Consider the following 24,847-nt stretch of genomic DNA (forward strand, 5'->3'; position numbering starts at 1 on the left):
TATATTATTTTGACGCTTTATTTTCTGTTAGCGAAAGCATCTTCTCAGCATATCTTTTTCCTAATTCTCTATAGCCGGCAGCATCAAAATGCAAATTATCTTTAGCAACTGTACATCCTTTAGACGAAATCACATAGGAATTAGGAATTGTTTTTGGAAGAGTGGCAATAATTGTATTCATGCTCGCACAAATCCCGCCTTGATCTGCATTAACAGTTTCTCCAGCAAGCAGCGGAACATTTTTAGGATTCAGCTTAAGATCTTTCATCAAGTTGTCATACACAATTTTGACCTTTTTTGTCCAAAGCGTATCGCCAGTATTTGATTCGCCCTGATGCATTAAAATTCCTTTAATCACACCGTCTTTCTGAGCGATTTTTGCCATTTCGACCAATCTTGCATAAGGATTTCCATCATACTCTTTGACCATTCCTTTCAGCCAATCAGGAGCGGTTGTCACGTATGATTCATATTTATCTTTGTCAAAAAGCTCTATTTTACAGCCCCCAACTGCGACATTGATAATTCCCACCTTTACATTTTTAGGAAGATTTGCGACCATTGTCCTTCCAAAATAATCGGTTAGCGTCAAACCAGTTTTACAACGGCATAATGGAGGAACAGCTGTGTACCATTTTCCTTTTTCACGTTTAAGTTCTGGACAATTTACCGTTTCCAAAACCTGAAAACGCCCATCAACCTCAACGGTATCCTGAGGTTCAATTTTAGCATTCCCTTCCATATTAGACTGGCCAAAACTCAGATAGATATGGAAATTAGGATTTTGTGAAAACATAGTGTTTGCTGAAAATAATAAGATAACAAACATCATTAGGCTGATATTATTCTTCATAGTTTAATGGTCATTTAAGCAGTTGCATTTATAATTTAGTATAATTTGAAATAGAATTTATTTTGCCCAAGCTTCGCCTTCTGGTGTACGCCTCCACGAAAAATAGGAATCTAAAACCTCTAGTGATTTTAAACTTGGAACTGGACCAGTGTAGGCACTATTATTGAAATACATTAACTTGGGATCCGAATTGTTAAAAGCCGGCCAGTTAGGAATATCTTTGCCGTTAGGGTCACCATATTTTGCAAAGTTTGTCCAATAAGTTCCCATTAGATCTGAAACTGCTAAATCTGACTTGCTCGTTTGTGGGTTTGATTTATCTAAATTCTCAAAAACATACGCTACCTCCTGACCATGGTAAGAACCAAAACCATAGTATTGTGAATCTTTAGGATGATCTGGATGCTGATCAAAATAGTAAAAAAACACTTTTGACTTTCCCGTTTTTGCCTGAAGTCTCGCCCAAGACCATGTCTGCCAGCCAAAAGCAGCATCGCGGGATAAATCACGAGCCGTTTTAGGAACTGAAGAATCGCCCACAGGATAAGCTCTTAAAAGATTTTCTGCGAATTTACCATAGCGCGTTTCTACACTCCTGATAAATTCCTTTGGGTCTTTGGTTCGTGTAAAACTTGCCCCTTCATCTGAATTGTAACCAATAAGAACGGGAATATCATTATATCTGCCCGCTTCATATAATCTGTATTGATCGTCTGGAATTACCCACCCGTCAGTAATGGGCCAACCTCGCCCTGCAGGGAGTTTATCAGCCTCAATCGACCGTAATTTTTCAATTGAAGCCACTCCGGCATTTTTCATATAATCCACTCCTTCCTTTTCAGCTGTCTTAAGTGTTTTCATGTTTTCACCTGGATACGTTGTAAGTCTTGAAGGACCGAATGAACCGCCGCTTTGTGATATAGCACCATTAAAAAGCCCTTTTGCTAAAGGCGAAGCACATAACATACTTACTGCAATACCTCCTGCTGATTCTCCAAAAATGGTTACTTTATTTGGATCGCCTCCAAAAGCAGCAATGTTCTCTTTTACCCACTGCAGACCTGCAATCATATCCAGTAAACCGTAATTTCCTGAAACATTTTTTGGATTTTCAGCGCTCAGTTCCGGGTGTGCCATAAAACCTAACTGTCCCACACGGTAGGCAATACTTACCAATACAACACCTTTTTTGGCCAAATTTTTACCATTGTAGGAGGCTTCAGAAGTTGCTCCTGCTCCAAATCCGCCTCCATAAATCCAAACCAGTACCGGAACTTTTTCTTTTGCAGATTTAGCTGGTGTCCATACATTCAGGTAAAGACAATCCTCGCTCTTTCCAGAAGGTGGATTTCCTCCCTGGATTGGACCCGGCGCAAATTTATTTACCTGCAGCACACCATCCCACTTTTTTACTGGCTGAGGAGCACGCCATCTAAGATCTCCAACCGGCGGTTTTGCAAATGGAATTCCTTTGAAAACCAGTAATCCATCTTCAGCAGTTCCAAGCAACTGACCTTGCTTCACTTGAACTTGTGTTGTTAGCGATTGGGCAATTGTACTCGAAAAAGTCAAAGAGGTTAATACTACAGCTATAAATATATTTTTCATAAGTAATTTTCTTTTGATTTTATACTATTTTCCATTTAAAACTATTCTAGAATTCAAGTCTTTCATTGATGTTTTTTACAAAAGCTAACTCATAACTTTATTTAAACAAACCTAAATCTATGGCTTCGCCCATTCTTTTGTAACCCAATTCATTTGGATGCAAAAAATCCTTATCATGCATATTGGGTAAAATAGTTTTTGAGCCAGGCTCTGAAGCCATTGCTGCATCAAAATCAATTACAGCATCAAAACCATTATTTCCTCGAATCCATGCATTTACAATATCTCTGGCTTCTTGTCGATAAGGCGCATCATAAAATGATTTTTCAAACGGTAGAATAGTACAGCCATACACTTTGATTCCCTTAGCGTGTGCTTTGTCGATCATCACTTTATAGGCAGCAATCAATTCCTGTGCTCTTACTGGAGATTCTTCAGCAGTTTTAATCCCTCCAATATCATTTATACCTTCAAGAATTACTAACCATTTTGTTCCAGCCTGAGAAAGTACATCTCTGTCAAATCGATTCAATGCTGTTGGACCTAATCCGCCTCTGACAACACAGTTTCCTCCAATTCCTAAGTTCAAAACTCCAATATGTTCTGTTCCTTTATTTTCTAATAAACGTCCAGAAAAAATATCAGTCCATCTGTTCTGTTTATTAGTTCCTGAACCTCGTCCATCAGTAATAGAATTCCCTAAGCAGACAATATTTGCCGATTTTTTAGGTGCAATAACATCCACTCCCATAATTGAATACCAATGGTCTGTCTTCACCGCACCCGAAAAAGCAGCATTGTTCAGATTATCTGCCTCCAAAATATAAGAGGTTGTTCGGGAACCTGGATGCCCGGATGTTTTTTGCGAAGCAGTCCCATAATGAATAGTTATCGCTAAAAGCTGGCCTGGCTGCAGCACAAAATCAAAAGCATCTGAAAACACTTCTTCCTGAGGGTTCATTGTTACTCCCGGATTTCCTTTGAAGCTGAGTGTCTTTTGCGTAGCTGCATCAATAGCCGGAGCATCAGCAACATTTGCAATACTTACCGATTTTAAAACAGTTGGCTGATCACTATATATATTTGAAAAGTGTAACCTCAGCTTTTTCCCTCCAATTGAAACCCTGATAATCTGCCTCAATGTATTTTCAGCCAAACCTGGAGCAGGCGGCATATTATTGGGTTCAACAAGCATTTGTGCCGTAGCCCAAGTTCCTACCCAATTTTGAGTATTGGATTTTTCAATTCCATTTACGGCTGTTTGACTGGATTTACATCCCTCCAAAATAATGAGGAGACTAAAAAACAAAACCCATTTGATATGTTGCTTTTTCATATTGAATCTAAAAATTATTTTGCATTATACTGATTTGAAACTGGTCCAAAATAACTGGGATACCTATTATTTGGGTTGATAACAATGTTGTCAATCACTACTTCTGGATCAATCATAAAGATTTTCAAGGTATGAATACCCGGTTCGCTTACTTCTAATGCTGTATCAAGCCACCTCATATTGTCAAAAATATCGCTTCGCCGTTCCTTACCACTGCCGTTCAAATAACAATCTCTGTTTAAAGGAGGAAGTGGTTTTAACACTTTTGAGTTCGCTAAATTACTTGGGGTATATTCTTTGAACTCATCAACCATACCTTTTCGAGCATCAATAATTTGGGGTGTTTGATTATCTAAAGCAACTGCAATTCTCAATCCACGAGTTGGATTAACATCCTGCACAGGAAGAATACCTAAAAAAACTTTTGCTTTTCCTTTTTCAGAAAGTAAGACTTTATATTCTAATCGAGGAGCTGTTTCTACAGTTGCACTTGGTGCATTTGTTGGATAAATTCCCATACTCGCTTCTGATCTTCCTAAATCTGATAAAGCAATCCATTTTGCATTCTTTCCTGGTATATTAGCATTGTATTTATTTGAAGGAATAGAAAATTCTCCCGTTAAACTCCCAAAATAAGGTTCGTTAATTTTTGGCTGATCTGCTTTTACAGCGTCAAGCTGAACAGATACTATATTATTTCCTTGACTAACTTCAATCACACCATCAAAAGTTCCATCGGCTAAAATATTCCAGTCTATATCTACCTGAATACGTGTTTCTTTTTCAACAACCCCTTTAGACTGACTTAATTTAATCCAAGGTTTATTTGCTTTAGCAACAAATTCAAATTTTCCAAGACCACGGTTAAATACGTCAATATAATAACTGGATTTAGCCAATCCGTCAAATACAGGCAATACTGCTTTATCAGTAGCATTCGGCCATGATAATTCAGATCCTTCTATAGCGACACCCATCGTTGGCTCAGCTAATGGAGTTATTTCTTTCATCTCAGGAAGTTGATTAGCTTTAGGCATAGACCACATTGTATACCCCATGTGAACGTCACTCATCATATTCTTCCACTTCCCTTTGGACATTGTATCATTGTAGTAATCACTCATTTTTTTATCTTCTTCAAAAAGATCCTGAGCACGTTTGTAAAAATCATTTGCACTTACTCTGCCTTGTTTTGCAAAAAGCCTGTTTTTATCGGCTGCCAGAAAGATTTCAGCAACGCCGGCCGAAGCTTTCGCTGGATACAATACTAATTGATAATAAGCATCTTGAGCATCTGAAGGAATTTCTGATTTTAATTTTTCTGCTTTATCAGTTACTTCCCTCCATAGTTTTAATACTCTATCCGATTCATGGTTATTGACAACGCTAAAAATATTAGCAACCTGTACTTCAGGTTTACGCCAAAGATTATATTTGGTATACTTTGAAACTATATCTGCAATCTCTTCAGCATGTTCGTTTCCAAAAATTCTCTTAGCCCAATCAACTGTATAATTCCAAGTTTTATCCGCTGGGATTCCATCTGGATTCCAGGCAAAACGCATAATAAAATCAATAGGAAGTTCTTTAGGCTTTAAGTCACCAACATTAACTATCCATAATTTATCAAGACCTGATTGATAAGCCAAATTAAATTGTTCTTGCAGTTTAGGAATTGTAGTAGTGTTAAGCCAACGATCATTCCAAGGACCTCCGTTCATATCAATATGATAGTACAATCCACCCCCTCCTATTCTATTCTTTTCCTTTTCTGGATAAGTACGTCGTATTTGTCCCCAGTTATTGTCACAGAATAAAAGAATAACATCATCTGGAACTGTCATGCCTGCATCGTAATAACGCTGCACTTCTGTAAATATAGCCCAAACTTGAGGGTGATTTTCAGGAGGATCATTATATACTTTTTGAATAATTCCTCTTTGCTTTTTTATAACATTCTGCAAAGTGTTAATGTTCTTTAAATCGTCACCTTCTCCCATTGCCACATCACCTTCGCCACGCATTCCAATGGTGATTAAGTTATCAAAATTTTTATTGCGTTCTAATCCATCGTAAAAAAATTGACTAATATTCTTTTCATTGGTTTCAAAGTTCCATTCCCCAATTTCTTTTTTTCTATCTGTATATTCTTTTTGCGAACGCATCATCGGTTCATGATGTGAAGTTCCCATCACAATGCCATATTCATCAGCAACTACGGGATTCAGCGGATCGTCTTCATTAAATGATTTTCCCCACATTGCTGGCCATAAATAATTGGCTTTCAAACGCAAAAGTAATTCAAACATAGTGGCATACATTTTGGAATTTATTCCTCCGTAATTTCCTCTTGCCCATTGTGCAAATGAAGGTTCCTCATCGTTGATAAATATGCCGCGGTATTTTACTTTTGGCGAATTTTGAATGTATGTTCCATGCTTAATGTAAAGTTCTTTTACTTTTTTAATTGGAACATCAGCCCAAAAATACCATGGAGAGACGCCAATTTTTTCCGAGATATCATAAATTCCATAAATAGTCCCCCGTTTATCACTGCCTGCTACTACTAACTGACCGTCTACTGTCTGAATTAAAAATGATTCCCACTGTCCTTTTATACCAGAAACATCAATTTTTTTAGCAGCTATTAATTTATCAATAATCTGGCTTTTACCGATAGTTCCTACCACAATAGAATTCTTTTCAGATTGTATGCTTTCAAAAACCTGAGAAGATTCCCCTGTTACTTTTCGGACATCATCTCCTAAATCTTTCGCAGCGCGGACAACTCCTTTCCAATCACTTGGATCAACATAAATAGAAGCTGATTTACCATTAGCCGCAATTGTAAAAGCATGTGTTTCCATTTGATGCAAAACATATTGTGGAGGTGTTTGCTGGACACTTTTTTTAATTGACTGACCAAATGTATTTGCCATTAAAAACAATACTGCTGATAACGTATAAAATTTCATTTTGAATTGAATCATAATTGATTATAAATAGATTTGAGACAGCCTATAAGCGAGACTTTAAATTAAAAATTACAGTATCAAAGACCCCAAAATCAAAATCCCTTCGGGGTCTGTAACTTAAAAACTGCATCTTCTCTTTACTGAGGCTGAGCATCATTAGCAGCAGTTGCATATAATCCTACCAATGCGCCTGTAAAACCTCCTGCAGCATTAGTTGACAGAATATCTCCTGAAACTGCTCCCCCTAAGTTTTTAAAATCAATACCATCAGTTGAATAGCTAAATTCATAACTGTCTCCTGTTGCTTTTACCTGCAGACGGATTGGTTTTTTGATGTCAATTTTTGTACTTGCAATAATTTTAGACTCCCCTTTTTCTGTTCTTTCTAACAATATATAAGTATCATTTCCTTTTTTGGTGATACCAAAAACATAATTAAACTTCTCATTTTGCAGACATGTAATACCTGCCAAATCTTTTTCGGAAGCTGGTTTGTAATCAATTGTTGTGGCAAAAGTGAAACTATTGTGCTGCTGTCTGTAAAAAAGCGTCGAAGTAGGTTTCACTTCTTTAATGTTTACTTCAAATGGATTAATCTGCAGTCCTTTTTTAGTTACTGAAATAAAATTTTCGCGCGGCCCTCTTAATCCTATCCATCTGTAATCTAATTTATTGGAAGTAAAATTTTCTTCGAAAGTAAAATTTCCATTAGGAAAAAATCCATCCTTTCCGGTTTTATTTTCAGCTCCGTTTGGCGTTTTTAATTTTGGTTCCATTGGAACTAATCCGTTTTCAAAAACAGGAAACGTTCCAGACCAGTCTACAGGAAGCATAAACGTTTCACGTCCTGCATTTACTCTGTCTTTTTCATTAGGGCGTATTCCTAAAAACACTCCGTAATATTTATTATCCGGTCCTAATACTAAATCAGCATGTCCTGCCCAATCCACTTTATTGGCTCTGTCTTTTGGAAAATATCTTTGTGTTAGGATGGGATTGTTTGATGATGGTTTAAAAGGACCTTTTGGACTGTCACTGATGAAAATCACCTCACTATGATTCCCTCCTGTACCACCTTCGGCACACATTAAATAATAACGTCCGTCTTTTTTATACAAATGCGGCGCTTCAATCCAAATAGGTTTTTTAGAAAGATCTACTCCTCCGTCAACAATAATTTTATCAGTACCTGGAATTACTTTGTCAGCTGCAGTATCATATTCCCATACTTTAATTACGCGGTGACCAATATAAAGTTCTTTGCCTTTATCCGGAGCATCATTGTGAACGATATAACCTTTTCCATTATCATCAAAAAAAATACATGGATCAATTCCTCCAAAATCTAGTTTAATTGGGCTTCCCCAGCCTTTCATCGGGTCTTTGGTTTTTACTATTATATTTCCCATATTCCCTGTAAAAGCCGTAACAATCATATAAAAAGTATCATTATGCGGATTGTAAGTTATCCCCGGAGCGTAGACTCCTGCACTGATACCCGTATCGTGCGGATTAAATTCGTTTACATTATTCAAAACCCCGCCCAAATCAGTCCAGTTTACTAAATCTTTAGAATGAAAAATAGGTACGCCGGGAAACATTGCAAATGATGAACAAACCATATAATAATCATCCCCTTTTCTGGTAATTGCCGGATCCGGATAACACCCCTGCAGCACCGGGGTATAAAACTCCCCTGCTTTTAATGGATTTTTTTTATATAACTGATCGTCACCCTGATAAACCACTTTGGAAAACACTGGTGGATTTTTTGCTGTTTTACCTTTGAGCTTGTCTTTATCACCAATATTTGTGAAGGAAAACAAGCCCATCATTAATGATGAAAATAAAACGATTTGTATCTTTTTCATTTCTAACTATTTATTTATTATTTATTAATTTTATTCTTTTCTAACTTTAGTTTGTACTGCTATTCAAATTTGATCCAATCAATTTCAATTTGATTATCACCTTTCGACAAAACAATCAAATTTTGAATACCGGATTCCATTGTCAATACTGGCGATTTTATTTCTGCCCAATTACTGCCTTTGGAAACAGTTACTTCAGCGATAATCGTTTGTTTTTTTTCTTTCGAAGCTATCTGCAGAACCCCGCCTTTTTCTGAAGAAACTTTTACAGTCACCGATTTTAATTTTTTCTGACCAAAATCAACATTATTGTACTGTATCCATCCTCCTGACTGATTGAAGGAAGTTTTCCATCCTTTAAAGGAATTTTGACTCTCTAAAAATGAAATTGAAACTCCTTTATCGCTTATTTCAAAATATCGGTCAATTTGAATTTGATCCGTTGCTTTGGTGATTCCAACGCCTCTTAAAGTCGGAATCACTTTCTGAATAGTTCCGTCTGGATTGAAATTCAAATAATCAGCTCTGATTGATCTGGCTTTATCAAATTGAGGCGATAAATCGTTGTGGTGATAAAACAAATACCATTGCTTTTTAAATTCTATAATCGAATGATGATTAGTCCAGCATCCGGCAGGCGATTCATCCATAATAACGCCTGCAACTTTGAATGGACCTAACGGATTATAAGCAGTTGCATATTCTAAACGCTCAATTTTGTTTTCGACATGAGGATAAGTCAGGTAATAGATTCCGTTTCTCTCAAATACATACGGTCCTTCTTTTAATCCTATCGCAGGCAAATTTTCTAGTGTTTTCACCTCCGAATCTAATTCGGTCATGTTTTCCTTTAATTTGGCTCCATAAATATTTCCTCCAGACCAGTATAAATAAGCCTGTCCGTCTTTGTCAATAAAAACATTAGGATCAATCCCACTGATTCCTTTTATCGGATTTGGTTCCGGCACATAAGGTCCTTCAGGCTTACTGGCAATGGCCACGCCTACGGTAAATCCTTTTTTATAATTAATGGTATCTTTTGGTATACTCGGAAAATAGAAATAATACTTACCCTTTCTTTCAATACAATCTGGTGCCCACATGCTATAACTATTGGGTTTAACCCAGGAAACTGAATTTTGCTGTACTATCATTCCGTGATCTGTCCAATGGGTTAAGTCAGCCGAAGAAAACACATGATAATCTTCCATACAAAACCAGTCTTTGCGTCCTTTCCCTTCAGCCGCAAGAATATCATGAGACGGAAATATATAAACTTTATCTCCAAACACTCTCGCAGAAGGATCGGCCGTAAACTGATCTCGGATAAGCGGATTTTGAGCAAAAGAAACTGTGTTAATTATAAATACTAACACCATTTCAATTTTAAAAATACAGGTTAAATTCTTCATTTTATTTTACATTAATTGACTAAATATCCCTCCATTACATTTTTTAAGGAAACTGATACTTTAAATTGCTTCTTAAATACATAATTATCTGAATCCTTTTTTATTATTTAGAAAACATCCAATAATCAAAAAACATGATTTTGCTGGAAGCTTTTCCTTTAAACACAAAATAAACATCATGTATTCCTGTGACTTTCTGAATGTCTGTAGTCACTAATGCCCATCTATCGTTTCCTCCTGTCATTGGAACTTTTATAGTTCCAATTAATTCACCATCCACACCGTCTAACCTTACTTCCATAGATACATCACTGTTGTGAGTTGTACCCAGCCTTGCGGTAAATTTTGAAGCCCCATCTTTTCGGAAATCGACATCTTTAACTTTTGTAAAAGCATCATTTTTCATGGCAGTTATAAAAACACCAACCTCATTATTCTGCATCGCTTTTACATCTTTTGACCAAGCCATAGTTTCTGCTTCTGACTTAACGTAAGGATTGACAGTGGCCAAGCTTTTTTTAATTCCTTCGGTCATATTCATCTGTTTAATGGTGCCATCCGGATTGAAAACAGCTTCTTCTACACATACTGATCGGGTAAAACCTCCACCTCCAGGTAATGCGCCATTATGATAGAAAAAATAAGACTTGCCTTTAAAATCAATAACACCGGGATGGTTTGTAAAGCTTCCGCTCTGAGTAGGCATTACAACCCCCTGATATTTCCAAGGACCAATCGGACTTTTGCTGGTCGAATAACTTATATGTTCTGAAATTGGACCTCCCGCAAAAAACAAATAATACAATTTGTTTCTTTTATAAAGCTAGGGTCCTTCTTCATAAGTTGTAGGCCTGCGGGAATCTTCTTTTCCTATGCGTTTTCCAAATGCTTCAATAGTGTTTGGGAATGTTTTTATTTCGTCATTATAAGAGATCATGTCTTCGTTCAATTTCACATAATGGCATACAGGATTTCCCCATAATAGATAAGCCTGTCCATCATCATCAACAAAAACCGTTGGATCAATATCGGCATTGCTGTTTTGAATTAGTGGTTTTCCTAAAGGATCTGTGAAAGGTCCATAAGGGCTATTTGACACTGCGACTCCAATACCATTTTTCCCCTGACGATCGGTTATTGGCGCATATATATAAAACTTGCCTTCTCTTTCTATACACTGAATTGCCCAAGCATTCATCTTTGCCCAGCTAAAATCTTTGTATGACAGCACCGCGCCATGATCTGTCCAGTTTACCATGTCTTCGGTAGTGTATAACTTCCAGTCATTCATCGTAAACCAAGTCGATTCATCTTCGTCATGGGAAGTATACAAATACACTTTGCCATTATACACCATCGGTGCGGGATCGGCGGTATAGCTTGTCTGTACAATAGGATTTTGAGAAAATCCAATCATAGGAATTATATATACCAAAAGCTTAATTTTTTTTAAGTACATTTTTTATTTATTAACTTTTTTAGATTGTTTTTAAATTAAATGGGATTATTCAAATAGCCACCAATCTAAATTAAACATAGATTTCTCATTCCCTTTGAACACAAAAAACAGATTATGCAAGCCTTTTACCTTTTTAACTTTAGCATTAAATTCTTTCCAAGTATTTAAATCCCCGGTACTTTTTATAACACAAACACCCAGAAGTTCGCCTTCTTTAGTATCTAAATGGATTTCTATTTTTCCTCCCAAAATGGAAGAGGCACTAACTTGGAAACTTTTTGGTTCTTTATCAAAATTAACAGACTGAATATCAATATAATCGTCGTTGTCTATTTTAGTCACAAATACACCTTTTTCATTAATTGCATCCGACTTCACTCCTTCACTCCATGCCATGGTTTCAGCTTCAACACGTTTAAAAGGATTAATTGTTCCAACTGGTTTTGGTCCATCAACAGACCAGTATGATAAGGCTTGTATTGTTCCGTCGGGATTATAAATGATTTCGTCCATATCCACAGAACGTCTTTCATAAAACGTAGCAGTTTCTCTTTTTATTAAATCATAACTATGACCAAAAACATAAGATTTACCTTTATAATCAATTATCCCAGGGTGATTACCTCTTGTTTTCTCACTGGCTTGAACGACCATTCCTTTATATTCCCAAGGTCCTGCTGGGGAATTACTCATCGCGTATCCAATCCCTTCCGGACAGCAAGTTGAGGCGTAAGACATATAATAATGTCCTTTGCGTTTATAAACCCAAGGCCCTTCCTGATAGTTCCTTGGTTTAGTAGGTTCTTTGACAACTTCTCCAGAGGTCGAAATCATGTCTTCATTTAATTTCACATAATATACATCCGGATTTCCCCAATATAGATAAGCTTGTCCGTCATCATCAATAAGTGGTGTTGGGTCAATATCATTCCAAATATGATTGTCCTCAATCAATCGTTTTCCCAGTGGATCTTTAAACGGTCCATAAGGACTATCGGATACTAATACACCTATTCCCTGCCCGTGCATGGGAGCGTAAATATAAAATTTACCATTTCTCTCTATACATTGAATCGCCCAGGCACCATTGTCATGCTTTACCCAGCTGAAATCGTTCAGTGAAGCAACAATACCATGATCGGTCCAGTTTACCATATCTGTTGAAGTATAAAGCAGCCAATCCTTCATTTTGAATCCAGTGGCATCATCTTCATCATGGGATGTATATAAAAACACTGTATCATTATGTACCATCGGAGCAGGATCGGCAGTATATTTGGTTTGAATAATAGGCTTCTGAGCAAACCCCAGCATGGGAATACTACAAAATACTAAAAGGCATTTCTTTTTAAAGCTCATTTTTTTTAACTGTTTTATTTAATATAAACGGTAGTCATTTTTAAATCTTTGGCATCCGAACTATTGCCATAATAAACTTCATATTCACCTGATGCCACATTCATTTTATTAATTTTAGTATCATAAAACTCAAATGAAGAAGCCGGTAAATCGATCGTAACATTTTGTTTTTCGCCTGCCTTTAAATTGATTCTTTTAAAAGCTTTTAATGTTTTTAAAGGACCGTTGGAATCATTTAATTTTCGGACATACACCTGAACAATTTCGGTTCCATCACGTTTACTGATATTTTGTATTGGAAAACTTAACTGCGTGTTTTCAGTCGGTTTTATATTTGTCTTGCTTAATGTGCCTGAGCCAATATTAAATTCAGAGTAACTTAAGCCAAAACCAAAAGGAAATAAAACATCTGTTGTATATCTGTAAGTACGGTTCTTCATTGAATAATTTTCAAAATCACCTAGTATCTCTGAATTTTTATAAAATGAAACCGGCAGTTTTCCAGCAGGATTATAATCTCCAAAAAGTACATCGGCAACAGCTTGACCGCCCGATTCTCCTGGATACCACGCCTGTAAAATAGCATCACAGCTCGAGGTTTCAGGAGCTAAAGCAATGGCAGAACCGGAACAGTTTACAAAAACTACTTTTTTGCCGGCATCTTTGAGTTCTTTCAAACATTTTCTCTGAACAGATGGAAGCTCAATATTTGTACGGTCACCGTCTTTAAAACCCGGATAAGAAACAGGCATTTCTTCGCCTTCAAGCAAAGTCGAAAGTCCGCCTACAAAAACTACCGTATCGATACCTTTTAATTTTTGAACCAATTTGCTGAAATCGATATCAAATCCTTTTCCAAAATCGAATTCTAGATTGGCCTGCCAATTGTTTGACTGAGCATAAAGAATTTCAATTTTATATTTTTTCCCTGCCTCTACAACAAATGGAATATTAGAAGGAACTGTCCGCCAATTATTGGCTTTTGAAATTGATTTCCCGTTCACTAACAATTCAAAAACACCGGTAATCCCAGTTTTAAAAACAAGTGTATCGTTTTGTTTCGCTGTATATTCTGTTTCATACTTTGCAGAAAATCCTTCCAGCTTAACTCCTGAAGCAAACTCATGCTGACCCGCAGTAGTCATTTTTATAGGATTAACAATCTGCTGAGAAATTACACTAGCGCCCTCTCTGTTTGGATTGTTCCAATAAGTAGCTTTCATTCCTTTTTTCCCTTCAAATGAAATTTGGTCAAAATAAGTCTGAGTTACTTTATCTTCTACTAAATCACAGGCTTTATCATAAACGATTTTGTTTGCTCCTATTTTGGATTCAATTCCATCTTTTATCGTAATGGTTCTAACGGGTGTACCATTATAATTTCCCCATAACACAGGTTCATTATCAGCGTTTGGACCAATAACTGCAATCTTACCAGCTGTTTTATTTAAAGGAAGAACATTGTTTTTATTCTGCAGAAGCGTCATTGTTTTATGAGCCATTTCAAGTGCTAACTGCTGATGTTCTTTATTATTAAGAACCGAAGCAGGAATCTTTGTCCAAGGCACAATAGCATCATCGTCCATTTCACCTAAATCAAAACGCCCCACTAAAACACGAAGCAGACTTTTGTTAATATCAGATTCTTTAATTAAATCTTTTGCAACAGCTTCGGGCAGGTTTTTAAAAGGGTACTTCTCCCAAACACATTCTACGTCAGTTCCTGCAAGTACAGCTTTGGAAGCAGCATGTACCGCATCTGATGAGACTTTATGAGTAGTATAAAAATCAGTTACTGCTCCGCAATCTGAAACTACCATGTATTTATATCCCCATTCATCACGAAGAATACGCTGCAAAAGACGGGTATTACTGCAGCAAGGTTCATCATCCAGACGCTGATAGGCACACATAACTTCCCTTACATCTGCATCCTTCACTAGTGCTTTAAATGCCGGCAGGTAGGTTTCATACAATTCTCTAGGATCTACACTATTAAGATTTAATTCGTGTCTGCTCCATTCCGGGCCGGAATGAACAGCAAAATGCTTTGCGCAGGCCAAGAGCTTACGGTATTTAGAATCTGCTGGTCCCTGCAGTCCCTTCACAACAGAAATACCCATTCGTGAAGTAAGATAAGGATCCTCTCCATAAGTTTCCTGACCTCGTCCCCAGCGCGGGTCTCTAAAAATATTTACGTTTGGAGTCCATACTGAGAGACTTAAAAACCGTTTATTTTCATTTCCGTTTTTAATCCACTGATTGTATTTTGCTCTGGCTTCATCAGATACGGCATCAAAAACACGATAAACAAACTGATCGTCAAATGAAGCTGCCATACCGATAGGTTCTGGAAAAACAGTTACATTATCATTATTTGCATAGCCATGCAAAGCTTCACTCCACCAGTTGAATTTTTTAATTCCAAGCCTTGGCACAGCATCAGACTGGTCGCACATTAATGCGGCTTTTTCTTCAAGTGTCAGTCTTGAAATTAAATCCTTGGCTCTTTCTTCTGAACTGAGTGAAGAATTCTGGTAAGGATATTTCTGCGCATTTATGCTGCATATTGAAAATAAACTTATGATGATGAGACAATTAATTTTCATGCTTTTTTATATTATAATTTAATAGCTAAGCTTGTTATAAAAAGAAAAACTAATTCGTTTTCGAAATTTTATCACTGATATGGAAATAATCAAAATCCGCAAAACCGCCCGTATTTTTGGTTGCATAATTGAAAAGTCCAAAACGGTATCCCATAAAATGCGGAAGTGTGTATGGCAGTTTTATAGCATTTCCGATACTAATCCATTTTTTTCCATCCAGACTGTAGAAAAATCTTCCTGTATCAGCTTTATCTTTGAAATTACATTCGGCTTTAAAGTATACTTTGTCCTGATTTAAAGGAACACTTTCAATTTCTTTGGAAATATCAATCATTACGATTTTTTTAGAACCGTTTTCAGCTTTTACAGCTATTAGTCCGAAATCTTTCTGCAATAATGAAAGTCCTGCAAAATCGCCGTCTTTCATTTTAGAAACTTCAATCATTATTTCACCTGAACTTTCAGGGCCAAAAGTTCTTTGAGTTAAAGTATTTTTAGCTTGCAGAAAACTGTTGTCGATTCGTTCTGTTTTTAATCTTAAATAGCCTTTTCTTTCTGTAACAGACCAAAGTTTGTTGTCTGGATTGTGATTCCACTGCCACACTAATGGTAAATCAGTTTCTCCATTTTTTCGGGTAAAATCATCAGAATTTACAATACCCGGAATAAGGCTTTTATTAGCCGGTAAATCTAAAGTTTCCGGCACTTTACCATTTTCTCCTAATATTGGCCAGCCGTTTTCCCATTTAACAGGAACCAGATAGGGAATACGGCCTACGCCTCCTGCATCTCTAAATAAATAAGAAAACCATTTTCCGTCAGGAGTATCAATAATTCCGCCTTGTGCAACACCTAAATCCTGCAAACCGATTTTTCCTTCCCAAAGGCCGTTAATATTGTCCGCCCGATGTATAACTACAGTTCGCATTCCTCCTTTTGGCCAGGCGATATTAAACAGATAGTATTTTCCTTTCACCTTAAAAAGCTGAGAACCCTCCGAATTAAGCATAATATTGCTTCCGGCTGGAGCGCTGGCGTTTTCAATTAATACCTGATCCAATCCTCCTTCTTTAATTCCCGATAAATCAGCATTTAATTCTTTTACAAAAAGTTTTCCGTTACCATAAACCATATAAATCCTGCCGTCATCATCAAAAAAAATCGAATGGTCATGGTAAGAAGCATTTAATACATTTTTTTTCCAAGGACCTTTTTCTAAATTTTTTGTGGAAAAAATATACGTTTTACCAGTTGTCCCAGAAAAAGTACTGACATAATAAGTGCCATTATGATAGCGCAGACTGCTGGCCCATGAACCTCTGCCATAATCATTTTTACCATTATCTAAATTCAGTTTATCATCATTATCCTCTAATGTTTCATAAGCATAATTAATAAGTTTCCAGTTCACTAAATCATTGGATTTCATGATTGGAACACCCGGATTCATGTGCATTGTGGTACTGCTCATGTAGTATGTATTCCCAACTCTAATGATAGATAAATCAGGCACATCTGCATAAATCACGGGATTTTTGGCTGTCGTTTTTTGAGAAAATACTGCCGTCTGCATAATTAAAATCAGACAGGTAAAAATGATACTAATTTTATTTTTCATTGTATAAATTTGAATCTAAGGTGTATATTTTATTTTACTTTGGCTACGCCTTCAGTTGTCTGCACAATTTTTTGAATCGTTCCGTCTTCATTATAATACATATAGTCTACGCAGACAGAACGTCTATAACTACCGCCAGTAGGCAGACTCCCATTATGGTAAAAAAAGTATGATTTCCCTTTATAGTCAATAATCCCTGGATGTGTAGTAAAACTGTTTGTCACATTATCTTGGATGATACCTTGATATGTCCATGGTCCCTCTGGTTTTGGAGCTGTGCAGTATTCTATCATTTCTGGTTTTGTACCAACGCTTGGATAAACTAGATAATACAGATTTTTTCTCTTATATACCCATGGTCCTTCAATGTAATTTTTAGGTTTAAAAGTGGTGATAGGCCCGTCCATTTCGATCATATTGTCTTTAAGTTTTACCCATTTACAGCTTCCATTACCCCAAAATAAATAAGCTTGTCCGTCATCATCAACAAATACGGTAGGGTCAATATCATCCCAGGCAAATTTCATGTCTGTAGTCATTTCGTTTATTACAAGAGCCTTACCAATAGCATCTTTAAAAGGACCTGTAGGACTGTCAGAAACAGCTACGCCAATTGCGGCACCGCCCCCGCTTACATCATCTTTTTTGTGAAACGTAGAAACAAACCAGTAAAACTTTCCTTTTCTCTCCACACACTGCGCAGCATAAGCATCCCCAGTAGCCCAAGAAAATGTACTTGGCGAAAGCAGTGCTCCGTGATCTTTCCAGGCTGCCATGTCTGTTGTAGAAAATACGTGCCAATCGGACATTTTATAATTCGTATCTTGTTCTGTTGCTACATCATGCCCTGTATACAAATACAATGTGCCTTTATGTACAAGCGGCGAAGGATCTGCAGTAAAAATATTTTTTATAATAGGATTTTGTGCTGTCATTCTAATCATTGACAAACCACAGAACACCAATAGAATTTTAATCTTAAATTTCATATTATCCATTTTTAGTTTCTAATTATCTATTCTGATTTCAGTTTTAATCTGAAATCACTTTTTTACCACTGCTTGCCTACCTGTATATTTTATTGTTTTAACAGCTGCATCATTCTGTTTTCCAGACATCCATACAATATTCATGGTATACACCTTTGTCTGGTCTTGGTAATTACCAATTTGTTTACCTATAGTCAAACTTTGATTCTTTTCATTCCAAATCATTGGAATTTCGATATACTTTCCTTTTTCATAATTGTAATTATTCCCTTCGTCATTATAAAATGTAAACGCAGCATCTTTGCCTGTATAGACACGTACTTCTAGAATATCCTGCTTTGTCTGGGTATTTTGAACAACATTCCCCATTGGCACAATTGAACCTTCCTTTACAAAAACCGGAATTTTATCCAATGGAGCCGGAACTGTTACTGTTTGTCCGCCTTCAAATCGTTTACCAGTCCAGAAGTCATACCAGGCAGTATTCTTTGGTAAATAAACATCCCAATTGATAACATCTGGAGCTGTGACCGGCGCTATCAAAAATGCTTTACCAAACATGTATTCATAAGCTTGGCTGACAGCAATTGGATCATCATTGAAATCCATAATTAGCGGCCGCATTAATGTTGAATTATTCTTGGATATCTGCCACGCTTCTGAATAAATATATGGCAGCAGCTGATACCTGAGGTTCATCATAGAACGCATATTATTCTCTGCTTTTTCGCCATATTTCCAAGGTTCCGTTTCTGTTTGGTATCCATGAATACGGAATATCGGATTGAAAGCACCCCATTGAAACCAGCGGGTGAGTATTTCATGATACTTTTCGTCAGTATATTGTCTCGGACCCGGGCGGAAAAAACCGCCAATATCAGTTGTCCAATAAGGCATGCCTGTAAGATTGTAATTTAACCCTGCCTCTATCTGACGTTTATAAGTGTCCCAGCTCCAGCCTATATCACCTGACCAATTGATAGTTCCGTAACGCTGCTGTCCAAGAAAAGCTGAACGGGTGAGAATGGCAACTCTTTTTTCTGGATTTGTATTTCTTTGTCCTTCATAAATCGCCTTGCTGACAAATAATGGATAAGTTAAGCGGTAAAAATCTCCCAGGCCAAAATAAGTTTGTTTGCCTCTCAGCGCATCATTTTCTGGTTCAGTAGCATCCATCCACCAAGAATCTACACCAAGTGCAAATAAATTTTTATTGAGTGCATTCCAATGTGTTTTTTGAGTTTCGGGATTAAAAATGTCTATCCACGGACTATTGGGAATGAATAAATTTTTAGCTAAATATTCCTTACCAATTTCTGATTCTTTATTCAGATTTTCCCAGACAGAAACCGAAAAATGAGCATTCAAATCATGAATTTCCTTTATGAATTTTTCTGGTTCAGGATAATGTGTTTCGTCAAATTTAGGAACTCCCCAGCCATATTTCCCCCAATACTGCCAGTCCTGTACAATTACATCTACAGGCAGACTGCGTTTCCTGAATTCTTTAATTGCAGCAACCAAATGCTCGCCAGAAGTATATCTTTCTCGGCATTGCCAGAAACCAAAAGCCCATTTTGGCAGCATAGGAACATTCCCGGTTAAATTACGGTAACCAGCAATAATTTCGTCTGTGTCTTTTCCCGAAAAAACGATATAATCAAGTGACTTCGCATTTGGCGAATTGAAAACCGTTTCGTTATTAGAAAGTTTTAAACTAAGCGACGGTGTGTTGCTCGATTTGCAGACAACTTTTACAGTATGTTCTCCTGCTTTTAACTGAACTAATCTGCTCACTGCCGGCGGCAACCATAAATTGGATTGATTGATTACATCTATATTATCAATAATAACCAAATGATTACTATCCATATCACCAAGGTCAAGCATTAGAGAATATTCGCCGTCTTTAGCCACCGAAAAACTGCCCGAATAAACAGACTGCTGTTGTGAAACCCGCTGTGTTCCTGCTGTGGTTGTTACTTCGGCTTCTCGATTTTCACTTTGGTTTATACCATTTTTAACCAAGGGAATATTTTGGTTCGTTGGATTAAAATAGGTCAGACCATATTGGTGCCATAAAAGTCCATATCCTTTATTAGATACCAAAAACGGAATGGCAATCTGTGAATTTACCTGAATTAACTTTCGGGCAGTATTTTTTAAATTATAAAAGCCATCTTGAAATTGTCCTAATCCAAACAAATACTCGTCTTGAGGAGATTCAAATCCCTGTTCGGCCACAAAACAAGTTTCTCCCATAATGGAACTGGGTTTCATTAACCTCGAATTTGCTTTCTCGGAAAGAAACACTTTACCAGATTTATCGCTATACTGAATAACAGTTGTTTTTTTATCAAATGATGCTGTTATTGCTTTTGTGCTCAACTTCAAACTCGCTGCGGTTTCTTTTAATGTAAAACCTGGAACTTTAGGCTTATTAATCAAAACAAACTCTTGGGCTTCTTTTGAATTTCCAATTTGATATTGCACCCGGATTGATTTTTCAGTAACAGGAATTATATTAAGTATGCCTTCAGATAATTCAATTGAAAGCCTATCCGTAGTCAAAATGTGCTTTTTATACTGCTGCGCACTAATTGAAAAGGAGAAACTTAAAATTAGAATGTATATGAATCTTTGCATTTTTTTAACTGCTTAATTTTGTATTGGATTTAATGAAACAACAAAACCGCCCCTGCGAAGTAATTTTACCTCTACTGTTGAATTTTTATTTACTACAATTACTTGTGATTGCAATAGTACATACTGTGGCCAGACATTAAAAAAGCTGAACACAGCAAACAAGACTATAATGCCTTTTAAGTTTATGATTTTTAATAATTTATTTTTCATATCTCTCTTCTCAGTTCAATTTGGACTGTGTATTTTTTTATTTGCTGACGAATGTATAAACACCGTTTTTTTTTGTTAAAAAGTCAACCAAAACTGTAGGTTTAAGCTCCAGTGGTTTTATATTAGAATTTTCAGATATAATAGGTGATGCCGTTTCATCTGTAAAATAAAACGGGTTAGGATTTTCTCCATTTGCAGCTGCTAATTCCTCTCCTGACTTTTGTTTCATAGCATTTGGCAGGCGTAATCTTAAGTTCCCGCCAAGTGCTGATTTGATAACTAATTTTGTAATTTTAGAATCTTTCCATTTCATCTCAGCAATTTCAAAACCGCCCCGAGCACGTATTCCTTCAACACTGCCATCAGGCCAGGCATCAGGCAATGCGGGAAGCAGATGAACCGCTCCATCTGAACTTTGAACCAGCATTTCTGTAATTCCCGAAGTACACCCAAAATTCCCGTCAATCTGAAATGGAGGATGCGCATCAAAAAGATTATTATACGTTCCGCCCCCGCCAGCATTTACACCTAATGGGGTCAATTGATTTTTTATAAGAGAATAAGCATGGTTTCCATCCTGCAGTTTTGCCCACCAGTTTATTTTCCAGCCCATACTCCAGCCTGTTGATACGTCTCCGCGCTGCAGTAAGGTGTTTTTTGCAGCTGCGAATAATTCAGGTGTTCTATAGGCTGAAATCTGATTAGAAGGAAATAATCCATATAAGTGCGACACATGCCGGTGATTATCTTTAGGATCATCAATATCGTCTAACCATTCCTGCAGCTGGTTGTGTTTCCCTATATGCATTGGAGCCAGTCGATTGCGAAGCTGTTTCAAAGTGTCTATTAAAGCATTATCCTCTTTTAAAGTTTGTGCTGCCTGAATTGTTGCAGTAAAAACATCATAAACAATTTGATTATCCATAGTTGTCCCTGCATCAAGTGATGAGCCGTTATGTGCTTTTGGTGCATTTTCTGGTGAATTCCCTGGATTTACTACCAGCCATTTGTATTTTGGATGTTCAATCAGAAAATCGGCATAAAACAAAGCAGCACCTTTTATTACCGGGTAAACAGCTGCTAAAAATGTTTTATCACCAGTGTAAAGATAATGCTCCCACAAATGCTGGCTGGCCCATCCTCCTCCTGCAGTCCAAAGCCCCCAGAAAGCACCATCCACAGCACCAGTAGCCCGCCAAATATCAGTATTGTGATGTGCCATCCATCCTCTTGTTCCATACATCGTTTTAGCAGTTTCCTGTCCCGTTACTGATAAATCTTTTACCATCTGTAAAAAAGGGGCATGCAGCTCTGAAAGATTTGTTTTTTCAGCAGGCCAGTAATTCATTTCTGCATTTATATTAATGGTATATTTACTATCCCAAGCAGGATGAAGACTTCCATTCCAAATGCCCTGCAGATTAGCCGGCTGTCCTCCAGGCTGTGAAGATGATATAAGCAAGTAGCGCCCATACTGATAATATAATGCTGCAAATTGCGGATCATTTACATTTCTAAAATTCTTCAATCGTTCATCTGTAGGCAGATCTGCGGCAGGAGTTGTTCCTAAATCAAGTTTAACACGATTAAAATATTTTTGGTAAGCAGCAATATGTGCTTTTTTTAGTATCTCATAAGATTTGCCAACAGCTTTATTCAAATAATCGGCAGCACGTTGTCCTTCATTAGCGCTTACATCATGATAATTATTAAAATTAGTTGCTATAGAAATAACGATTGTAACAGCATTTGCCTCTTTAACGGTAAGCATTCCGTCTGATTCAGATAATTTTCCGCTGTCTAATTTAATACGGGTTATACCTTTAAATTTAATCAGCCCCGCTACACCTTCGTGGTCACTTGCAGTTCCGGTAATTTCGAGATCTTTTGAATTGTTTACTGCAAAATTCTTTATTTTATGAGGCGAAGTATAGCTTGCTGCAAATGAAATGCTCCCTTTTTTATTAGCTGTAATTCTCATTACTATTACTCTGTCTGCAAATGACACAAAAGCCTCTCGCGTATATTTCACACCATCAGCCTCATAACTGGTTTTCGAAACTGCCTTTTCTATATCGAGTTCCCTCCTGTAATCAGAATATTTTTCATGGCCTTTAAAGTATAAATTAAGATTTCCAACTGGCTGAAACATCTGTCCCTGAGACTTCTTTGAAATAAATGCTTTGTTACTTAATTCTTCAGCTTCTTTATATTTTCCTTCAAAAATCATTTTTTGAATTTCCGGCAAAGCTGCCAAAGCATTTGGATTGTCATTTCTATTGGGACCGCCACTCCATACCGTATTCTCATTCAACTGAATAATTTCATGTTCAGCATTACCATATACCATAGCACCAAGAAAACCATTACCTATCGGCAGCGCATTTTCCCATGTTTCTCCCGAAGGCTGATTGTACCAAAGTTTAAGATTTCTGTCTTCCTGTGAGTACACAGAAAATCCAAAAAGCAGGAATGTTAAAAAAAAAGTTTTCATTACAAATAATTAATTAATCTGATTTCAGAATATATCCATCATCTGGATGCATTTATATTGTTTGGATCATAACTGCTTATCTGTTCAAGTCAATTTTTTGCTACTTATTTCTGATAATAATTTATTATGACGGTCTTCTAAAAATTATAAATGATTATCAAACTCAAGTACTTTTTACAAAAAATTGCATTTAAAAAAACAGCTATTTATCAAATGAATTAATAAAATTATATACATAAAAATGAATAATGTTTAAAAAAATAGCAAACACAAACGATTGTGTAAAAATATATCATTTTTTTTAATGTAAAAGAAATTAAGTGTTCTTTGTACCATTATTACATTTTCAGCAAAAAAAAAGGACTAATTCGAATTTTAATATAGTCACATTGACAATATATAGTAAGTTTTTAATATTTTTGCTTTATAAATCACACTACCGCAGATTTTATTTTAGAAAAAAAAGACTTTTATAGTGGAAGAAAAGAAAAAAAAGAAAAAAATTGACAGAAATGAAACTACATGGGTAATGAGAGACATCACCATTGACTGTGCAGTATTTGGCTATGACAGCGGAAGCCTCAAAATACTTCTTGTACAGCACGGTGAAGGAGTATCAATAGGCCAATGGGGCCTTCCCGGCGGGTGGATTACTGAAAAAGAACATATAAAAGGCGCCGCACACAGACTGCTCAAAAAAATCACAGGTCTTGACAAAATTTACCTCAAACAGCTAAAAGCTTTTGGCGCACCAGACCGTTATCCTGCGGCGCGTGTAATCACTATCGGCTACTATGCAGTAATCAAAAGCACAGATTACAGCATCACTGCAGGAGGAAACATCTCTGACGCAAAATGGTACAACATTAAAGAAATACCCGAACTAGCCTTCGATCACAGTCAAATACTAGAGTATGCCCTTAAAAAACTTAGAAAAAAAGTCAAAAAAGCACCTATCGGTTTTTCATTACTTCCGAACAAATTCACCTTACTTGAACTTATGCATTTGTATGAAGAAATTTTAGGATACGAAATGGACAAACCCAACTTTAGACGTAAATTCCTGAATATGAAACTACTTAAAACCCTCCCCGAGAAACAGCAGAACACTAAATACAGAGCTGCGCAGCTGTATGAATTTGATACTGAAATTTACGAAAAACTAACAAAAAAGGGATTCAGTTTCGAATTCTAAAAGCAAAACATATTGTTATTTACAAAGCTGACCAATACCGCCTTTTGACAAAAACCAAAATAGAACATCAACAGCAATCTAGTTTTAAACAGAAATTACACCTAAAAAAATATTTAGATAAAAATTACACAATTATCAATAAAAAACAAAGTTATCATATAAATTAAATGTATTTTATACATTTGTAAACAGAAATTAAATATTATTAATTAT

14 protein-coding genes and 1 pseudogene are annotated in these 24,847 nt (G+C 36.5%); 1 reads left to right on the forward strand and 14 read right to left on the reverse strand.

The window, feature by feature from the left end; all coding sequences use genetic code 11:
- Window positions 1-4: 4 nt before the first annotated feature.
- From OZP07_RS14655 to OZP07_RS14715, 14 genes and pseudogenes are all read right to left on the reverse strand, one after another.
- Window positions 5-853 (reverse strand): sialate O-acetylesterase, encoded by an 849-nt coding sequence (locus OZP07_RS14655; RefSeq protein ID WP_281225578.1) that lies wholly within the window; start codon window positions 851-853, stop codon window positions 5-7.
- 57 nt (window positions 854-910) lie between these two features.
- Window positions 911-2,461, reverse strand: coding sequence for a carboxylesterase/lipase family protein (locus tag OZP07_RS14660; RefSeq protein ID WP_281635675.1), 1,551 nt, complete (start codon window positions 2,459-2,461; stop codon window positions 911-913).
- A 97-nt stretch (window positions 2,462-2,558) separates the two neighbouring features.
- Window positions 2,559-3,797, reverse strand: a complete 1,239-nt coding sequence (locus OZP07_RS14665; RefSeq protein WP_281635676.1) for an SGNH/GDSL hydrolase family protein — start codon at window positions 3,795-3,797, stop codon at window positions 2,559-2,561.
- A 14-nt stretch (window positions 3,798-3,811) separates the two neighbouring features.
- The gene (locus OZP07_RS14670; protein WP_281635677.1) at window positions 3,812-6,772 is read right to left on the reverse strand and encodes a glycosyl hydrolase 115 family protein; all 2,961 of its coding nucleotides are present in this window, start codon (window positions 6,770-6,772) and stop codon (window positions 3,812-3,814) included.
- Window positions 6,773-6,909: 137 nt separating this feature from the next.
- Window positions 6,910-8,643, reverse strand: a complete 1,734-nt coding sequence (locus OZP07_RS14675; protein WP_281635678.1) for a glycoside hydrolase family 43 protein — start codon at window positions 8,641-8,643, stop codon at window positions 6,910-6,912.
- A 59-nt stretch (window positions 8,644-8,702) separates the two neighbouring features.
- Window positions 8,703-10,055, reverse strand: a complete 1,353-nt coding sequence (locus OZP07_RS14680; protein WP_281635679.1) for a family 43 glycosylhydrolase — start codon at window positions 10,053-10,055, stop codon at window positions 8,703-8,705.
- 103 nt (window positions 10,056-10,158) lie between these two features.
- The gene (locus tag OZP07_RS22170; RefSeq protein WP_349293671.1) at window positions 10,159-10,596 is read right to left on the reverse strand and encodes a carbohydrate-binding protein; all 438 of its coding nucleotides are present in this window, start codon (window positions 10,594-10,596) and stop codon (window positions 10,159-10,161) included.
- A gap of 66 nt (window positions 10,597-10,662) precedes the next feature.
- Window positions 10,663-11,514, reverse strand: a pseudogene (locus OZP07_RS22175) (glycoside hydrolase family 43 protein); the annotation flags it as partial.
- A 45-nt stretch (window positions 11,515-11,559) separates the two neighbouring features.
- Window positions 11,560-12,873: a glycoside hydrolase family 43 protein gene (locus tag OZP07_RS14690; RefSeq protein WP_281635680.1), complete on the reverse strand. Its 1,314-nt coding sequence runs from the start codon at window positions 12,871-12,873 to the stop codon at window positions 11,560-11,562.
- 14 nt (window positions 12,874-12,887) lie between these two features.
- Window positions 12,888-15,482 carry a xylan 1,4-beta-xylosidase gene (gene xyl3A, locus OZP07_RS14695; RefSeq protein ID WP_281635681.1) on the reverse strand — a complete coding sequence of 865 codons (2,595 nt, stop codon included), beginning with the start codon at window positions 15,480-15,482 and terminating at the stop codon, window positions 12,888-12,890.
- 49 nt (window positions 15,483-15,531) lie between these two features.
- On the reverse strand, window positions 15,532-17,100 hold the full coding sequence (locus OZP07_RS14700; protein ID WP_281635682.1) for a glycoside hydrolase family 43 protein: 1,569 nt from the start codon (window positions 17,098-17,100) through the stop codon (window positions 15,532-15,534).
- 29 nt (window positions 17,101-17,129) lie between these two features.
- Window positions 17,130-18,089, reverse strand: coding sequence for a glycoside hydrolase family 43 protein (locus OZP07_RS14705; RefSeq protein ID WP_281635683.1), 960 nt, complete (start codon window positions 18,087-18,089; stop codon window positions 17,130-17,132).
- A 54-nt stretch (window positions 18,090-18,143) separates the two neighbouring features.
- Window positions 18,144-20,735, reverse strand: a complete 2,592-nt coding sequence (locus OZP07_RS14710; RefSeq protein WP_281635684.1) for a glycoside hydrolase family 31 protein — start codon at window positions 20,733-20,735, stop codon at window positions 18,144-18,146.
- Window positions 20,736-20,982: 247 nt separating this feature from the next.
- Window positions 20,983-23,439, reverse strand: a complete 2,457-nt coding sequence (locus tag OZP07_RS14715) for a glycoside hydrolase family 95 protein (protein WP_281635685.1) — start codon at window positions 23,437-23,439, stop codon at window positions 20,983-20,985.
- 529 nt (window positions 23,440-23,968) lie between these two features.
- Between OZP07_RS14715 and OZP07_RS14720 the strand changes: the two genes are divergently transcribed.
- Window positions 23,969-24,634, forward strand: a complete 666-nt coding sequence (locus OZP07_RS14720; RefSeq protein ID WP_194640354.1) for an NUDIX hydrolase — start codon at window positions 23,969-23,971, stop codon at window positions 24,632-24,634.
- Window positions 24,635-24,847 lie beyond the last annotated feature (213 nt).

The organism is Flavobacterium marginilacus (assembly GCF_026870155.1).
GTDB classification, from domain to species: Bacteria; Bacteroidota; Bacteroidia; order Flavobacteriales; family Flavobacteriaceae; genus Flavobacterium; species Flavobacterium marginilacus.